The organism is Chryseobacterium sp. RR2-3-20 (assembly GCF_017808115.1).
In the GTDB taxonomy this organism is placed as follows: domain Bacteria; phylum Bacteroidota; class Bacteroidia; order Flavobacteriales; family Weeksellaceae; genus Chryseobacterium; species Chryseobacterium oryzae.
On sequence record NZ_JADQBD010000036.1, the window covers coordinates 26,342 to 32,349 of the forward strand.

The following is a 6,008-nucleotide window of genomic DNA, read 5'->3' on the forward strand; positions in this document are numbered from 1 at the left end:
TATATGAATTTTCTAGTTATTCTTATTACATTTTTCCTGATGGAAGGCATCACATGGCTAATTCATAAATACGTTATGCACGGATTTTTGTGGACACTTCACAGAGATCATCACGACCACAGCAATGAAGGTAAAATGGAAAGAAATGATTATTTTTTTGCCATATTCGCAATTCCTACCATTGCTTTGATGTATTATGGAACCATCAAAAATTTTAACGCCTATTTTTATATAGCTATAGGAATTACACTGTACGGAATGGCTTATTTTTTTGTGCATGATATCTTTATTCATCAAAGATTTAAAATTCTCAAAAATACCAAAAACCCCTATTTGCTTGCTATTAGAAGAGGACACAAGCAACATCATAAACATACACATAAAGAACATGGCGAGTGTTTTGGATTTCTGTGGGTTCCAATAAAATATTTCAGAATGTTTTTTAATAAAACTAAAGCATAAATGTCGCATTATACCTATCTCGCAGTTAATTTTTTTGCGGTAATTATCTGTTTTATTTTTTCATTTCATCCTAAAATAAAATTCAACAGACATTTTAAGGCTTTTTTATCAGCATCAATCGTTGTTGCAGTGTTTTTTATTGCCTGGGATATTTGGTTTACCGCTCATGGAGTTTGGTGGTTTAATGACCGTTATCTCATCGGAATCAGAATTTTAGGATTACCGATAGAAGAATTGCTTTTTTTTATCTGTATTCCTTTTTCATGCATTTTTACCTATTACTGTCTGGATCTTTTTTTCAGATTAGACTGGAACAAAAACGCTGAAAAATTTCTTGTAGTTTTCTCTATAATTACTTGCATTATTCTGGCAATTATTTTCAGAGACAAAATATACTCATTGGTAACTTTTATAACTACAGCCGCTACACTTTTTATTTTATTTTTCATATTAAAAGTACGTTGGATTGGTAAAGCATCCTTTATTTATTTTATTCTGATGCCCGGATTCTTTGCAGTAAATGGAATTCTTACGGGAACAGGTTTAGACACTCCTATCGTTAATTATAATCCTAAAGATTTTATGGGTTTCAGAATGCTTACCATTCCTGTTGAAGATGCTGTTTACGGCTACGAAATGATTTTATGGAACTTATTTTTCTTTCGAAAATTTAAAAGAGATGAGCAAAATTAATATTTTCTGGTTCAGAAGAGATCTTCGGCTTGAAGATAATACAGGATTGAGTGAAGCCTTACATTCAGAACGAAAAGTGTTACCCATATTCATTTTCGACACCGAAATTCTCAGTCAGTTAGAAAACAAGGAAGACAAAAGGCTAAATTACATACATCAGGCTTTAGAACTGATTAATGATGAATTGAAAAAATATGGAAGTACTCTGAAAACTTATCTCGGAAAACCCCAAGATATTTTTAAAAAAATCATCAAAGAATATGAAGTTGATACCGTTTTCTGTAATCGTGATTATGAACCATATGCTATTAAGAGAGATCAAAAAATAGCTCAGCTATTGAATGACGGCAATATTCTTTTCAATGATTTTAAAGATCAGGTAATTTTCGAAAAAAATGATGTTGTAAAAGAAAACGGACTGCCATACACTGTTTTTACTCCTTATTCCAAAAAATGGAAATTGCTGCTGAAAAAAAATGAAATTAAAGCTTCAAACAATAATTTTAAAAATTTTCAACCTCAAAAATTCAATACAATTCATAGTTTAGAAGATATTGGGTTCAAAAAAACAGAATATACATTTCAAAAACCAGTTTTAAACAAGAAAAAAATAGAATCTTATGATAAAATCAGAGATTTTCCCGGTCTGGATGATACTACAAAATTGGGTGTAGCACTCAGATTTGGAACTATTTCTGTAAGAAAATGCGTTGAATTTGCTCTACAGCACAACGAAATTTGGCTGAACGAACTTATTTGGAGAGAGTTTTTCATGCAGATTCTCTATCATTTTCCAAAAGTTATCACCCGCTGTTTTAAGGAAAAATATGAAAAAATAAATTGGAGAAACAATGAAAAAGAATTCAAACTCTGGTGCGAAGGAAAAACCGGTTATCCACTTGTAGATGCGGGGATGAAACAACTCAACGAAACCGGCTTTATGCATAACAGAATCCGAATGGTTACCGCCAGTTTTCTCACCAAACATCTTCTGATTGACTGGCGATGGGGAGAAGCCTATTTCGCAGAAAAACTCTTAGACTACGAACTTTCTTCCAACAACGGAAACTGGCAGTGGGCGGCTGGTTGCGGTTGTGATGCAGCTCCTTATTTCAGAATTTTTAATCCTTACGAACAGGCAAAAAAATTTGATGGAGATGAAGTATATGTCAATACATGGCTTTCAGAAAAAGACTTAGAAATCAGTCCTATTGTAGAACACAAATTGGCAAGAGAAAGAGCTTTAGAAATTTATAAAAAAGCTGTTAAAGAATAATTGGGCTACAGAATTTATTGTTTTTAGTAAAATATTAAAAAAATTTGAAAAAACAGTATTGAAAGGCAATTTTTAATCATGTCGGGCATAGTATTTGTAAATACAGTTTTAGATAAGTATTAACGCCATACACCATAAATATTATGAAAGTTACAGATTTAAAAATTAAAAATTTAGTTGAATACAACGATGAGATTTTTAATATCGTTGAAATTTTTCAGAATAATGATAATTATTTTGTAAGAATTGAAAATGAAGAGCATGCTATATCTCTTCCGGCAGATGAAATTAAACCTATAAAAATTACGGAAGATTGGCTAGAGAGGTTTGGTTTTGCCAAGACCTACACTTCCATGCATCAAATTAGATACGAAAGACCTGAGTCTTTTATTAAGTATGATATAGATTTAAGATCTAAAAAAGTAATTGAAGGTTTGAAAATTTATGGAAATGCTATTAAATGCAAATATATCCATGAATTTCAAAATATTTTCTCTTGCCTTTTTGGGAAAGAAACTAATTCTATTTTTAGTAACCTTTATCCAAAAGCAGCAGTTTAACGACTGCGTATTAAGACCAATCAAATTATATATATTCATGATACTCCGGCAATTTTTATTATTGTCGGAGATTTTTTTTATTACGGAATAGTAAGATTCTCAACAAAAACTTTCTATACTCCCCTTTTAGTTTTACTGTTATGATTAAATATTATGACATAAAAAAAACTGCCTGATAAAATCAGACAGTCTAAACTTGAGTTAAAAACATAGATATGTACAAATATTATGGTGTAATCTATACCTTCAAAACTATTAGATTTATAATACATATTTTATGAGTGAAATCATATTAAACGTGTTTTGTTATTTTTTTTAAATCTAAAATAAAATATCAGCAGACAAACATTAATCAACACTGCAAAAGCATTCGACAGTATTATAGGAAGTTCATCCTGAAGAAAACCATAGCCAACCCAAAGTGATAGCCCACAAATTAAAATAACCAACATCAGTAATGAAAGATCTTCCACGTTTTTAGTTTTAATAACTTTAATCAGTTGAGGCATTGACACCACCGAAGTGAGAGTTCCTGCAATTAAGCCTAATTTCTACACTCATCATCAATTTTTTTAACCATTAATAATAATTCCACCATTAGGATGCAAAACCTGCCCTGTAATCTGAGCTGAAGAAGGGGTTGATAAAAATAAGTATACTGATGCTATTTCTTCTGTACTTGCATTTCTTTCGAACGGAGGTTTATCTGTATTTTCCTTTTCATCTCCAAATGTTTCTTTTGTAAGCGGTGTAGTAACAGGTCCGGGAGCCACTGCATTTACCCTAATATTTTTATGCTTAGACTGCAATGCCAAAGATCTTGTAAATGAAACTACGGCTCCTTTGGTAGCAGAATAATCTAAAAGCTCCTCATGCCCCTGATAAGCGGTAGCAGAAGTTGTGTTGATTACACAAGCACCAGTATTCAAATAAGGAAAAACAGCTTTTGTAAGAAGAATCATCCCAATAATATTAGTATCAAAGGTTTTTCTTACATTTTTCTCCTTTAAATCTGAAATATCACTACATGGAAATTGTGTTCCTGCATTATTAATGAGGACATCTATACCGTTTAATTTTTCAGATATATATTTAGCTGTCGCTTCACAGAATTCATTATCATTAACATCACCTTTCACAATAATGCATTTTCTCCCTAAAGACAGAATTTCATTTTTCGTCTCTTCAGATTCTTCATCATCACTGTTATAGATGATGGCAATATTTGCTCCTTCATTGGCAAAAAGTAAAGCAACAGATTTTCCTATGCCACTATTTGCACCGCTAATGAGAACTGATTTTCCATAGAGCTGTAGCTTGTTCATATTTATGATTGGGTTAAATTAAATAATGAACAAGCAATATTCATGCTTAAAGCCCTGTTAAAGGGAAAATGTGGTACTTATTATTTCAAAATACCTTCCGTAAAATTCTTCCAGTTAATTTTTGAACTGCCCAATTTTGAGCTTAGCGATATAAATATATTTTTTATTGAATTGATGAAATTTGCATTACTGTTAGCCGCTTCATTTCTTCCGTAAACTGCTGCTTTAATATAATCCTTGCCTTTCGAGAGGATAAATGTAGAAGTGCTCGTGGACGAAAAAAAATGGACTATACGACCTGCAAATTGCTGACCCGGAACGGTAGAAGGTCTTATCTGAATCATAAGAGAATCTGGGTTTGTATAATCTATCATATCAATTCTTACCCAAATATAATTTTTAGGAGAATGGGTATTCAGTAGAATTTTTATATAATCTCCAATTTGGGGAGATCTTTGTACGGGAGTTCCATCGCTGTTATGCAATTCAAACTTAGGCAATCCTTTTCCAAAATATTCTGACCAGCTATTGATGTCTAAAAATTTTTTTTGAATTCTTTGAAACTCTGAATTCAAAAGTTCTGAATTATCTAGGAATTTTTTTGTTTCAGTATCGTGGGAACTGCCTTTAAGCTGAGATGGTACTCCGGGAACTTTCTTTGGTTTCATTAAAATTTGTGTTTTTAAAAAAAATATTGAAATATGTATTTAATTTACGCATAAACCATCAATACTACAATATCAACTTTACAAATTCTTTTAAAAAGAGATAAAAATCATGTATTGTTATCATCTTAAAAAGTATTTTACCCTATCATAAATCTTGCCAAACAACACGAAAATTTTGTTTAGCTAACAAATCTCATTCTTTTTTACGGCCTATTACTTTTGATACCATTAAATATGTATATAAACGAATTCTAACTTTCATAAATTAAAAAAAAATCTTACTTTCGCCACGAAATTTTTTTTTCATCATTTGTGTTTTTATTAAACCCCGTCAATCTGGCGGGGTTTAATTTTTTTATAAGAAAAAAAGGCATAAAATATGCTAGTATCATAATACATCAAACTTTAAAAAAATATTATTATGAAAAGTGTATTATGGTTAGTTGCAGTAATCTGCATAGTGGTATGGCTATTGGGAATTCTAAATATCATCCCGGGCATCAGTACCAATTATCTTATTCATGTTCTATTGGTAATAGCGGTAATTGTTGTTTTATACAATATTATTTCAGGAAGAAAACCGCTAGATTAAATCAGTTTCAAACATACAATATACAAAGTTGAATCAAATTGATTCAGCTTTTTTTAATTCAAGTATAAAAGTAAGTACCTTGATATTTAATCAGTTAAACCAAGCATTTAAAGTTTTCATGTTAATATTTATAAATGCTTACCACAAGTGTTTGTTCTGTAAAATGTATCAATTTATATTTGTCTCAGAATTATAAGACACCTAATCATTTATATAACTTTTCATCATTCAGTTTTCATGTAGAATATCAGGGTTCTGACAAACTAGGACAAGAACCCTGTTTCTCTACTTAACTAAACAGTAATTTTACATATCAACATTATTTAATAAAAAAGGTAATGTGGTCAAAAATAGTTGGTGTTTTTGTCAAAAATAATTCGTAATATTTTGCGGTTGATTGGAAGAGGAAGTGAGCAATGCTGAGGAGCAACT

At 30.8% G+C, this 6,008-nt stretch carries 8 protein-coding genes; 5 read left to right on the forward strand and 3 right to left on the reverse strand.

Going from position 1 to position 6,008, the window contains the following annotated elements; all coding sequences use genetic code 11:
* Window positions 1–3: 3 nt before the first annotated feature.
* From IV513_RS09570 to IV513_RS09585, 4 genes are all read left to right on the forward strand, one after another.
* Entirely contained in the window at window positions 4–462 is a 459-nt protein-coding gene (locus IV513_RS09570; protein WP_209390351.1) for a sterol desaturase family protein, read from the forward strand.
* Window positions 463–1,155 (forward strand): lycopene cyclase domain-containing protein, encoded by a 693-nt coding sequence (locus IV513_RS09575; protein WP_209390352.1) that lies wholly within the window; start codon window positions 463–465, stop codon window positions 1,153–1,155. It begins immediately after the preceding gene.
* On the forward strand, window positions 1,142–2,431 hold the full coding sequence (locus IV513_RS09580; RefSeq protein WP_209390353.1) for a deoxyribodipyrimidine photo-lyase: 1,290 nt from the start codon (window positions 1,142–1,144) through the stop codon (window positions 2,429–2,431). Before IV513_RS09575 ends, IV513_RS09580 begins: the two co-directional genes overlap by 14 nt.
* A gap of 143 nt (window positions 2,432–2,574) precedes the next feature.
* On the forward strand, window positions 2,575–2,991 hold the full coding sequence (locus IV513_RS09585) for a hypothetical protein (protein WP_209390354.1): 417 nt from the start codon (window positions 2,575–2,577) through the stop codon (window positions 2,989–2,991).
* 287 nt (window positions 2,992–3,278) lie between these two features.
* Here the strand turns inward: IV513_RS09585 and IV513_RS09590 are convergent, their stop codons facing one another.
* From IV513_RS09590 to IV513_RS09600, 3 genes are all read right to left on the reverse strand, one after another.
* Window positions 3,279–3,530: a SemiSWEET transporter gene (locus tag IV513_RS09590; protein ID WP_317196413.1), complete on the reverse strand. Its 252-nt coding sequence runs from the start codon at window positions 3,528–3,530 to the stop codon at window positions 3,279–3,281.
* A gap of 33 nt (window positions 3,531–3,563) precedes the next feature.
* The gene (locus IV513_RS09595) at window positions 3,564–4,316 is read right to left on the reverse strand and encodes an SDR family oxidoreductase (RefSeq protein ID WP_209390356.1); all 753 of its coding nucleotides are present in this window, start codon (window positions 4,314–4,316) and stop codon (window positions 3,564–3,566) included.
* 80 nt (window positions 4,317–4,396) lie between these two features.
* Window positions 4,397–4,984 (reverse strand): hypothetical protein, encoded by a 588-nt coding sequence (locus tag IV513_RS09600; RefSeq protein WP_209390357.1) that lies wholly within the window; start codon window positions 4,982–4,984, stop codon window positions 4,397–4,399.
* Between the two features lie 421 nt (window positions 4,985–5,405).
* Here IV513_RS09600 and IV513_RS09605 point away from each other — a divergent pair, with 421 nt between their 5' ends.
* A complete protein-coding gene (locus IV513_RS09605; protein ID WP_209390358.1) occupies window positions 5,406–5,576 on the forward strand; it encodes a lmo0937 family membrane protein in 171 nt (56 codons plus the stop codon).
* Window positions 5,577–6,008 lie beyond the last annotated feature (432 nt).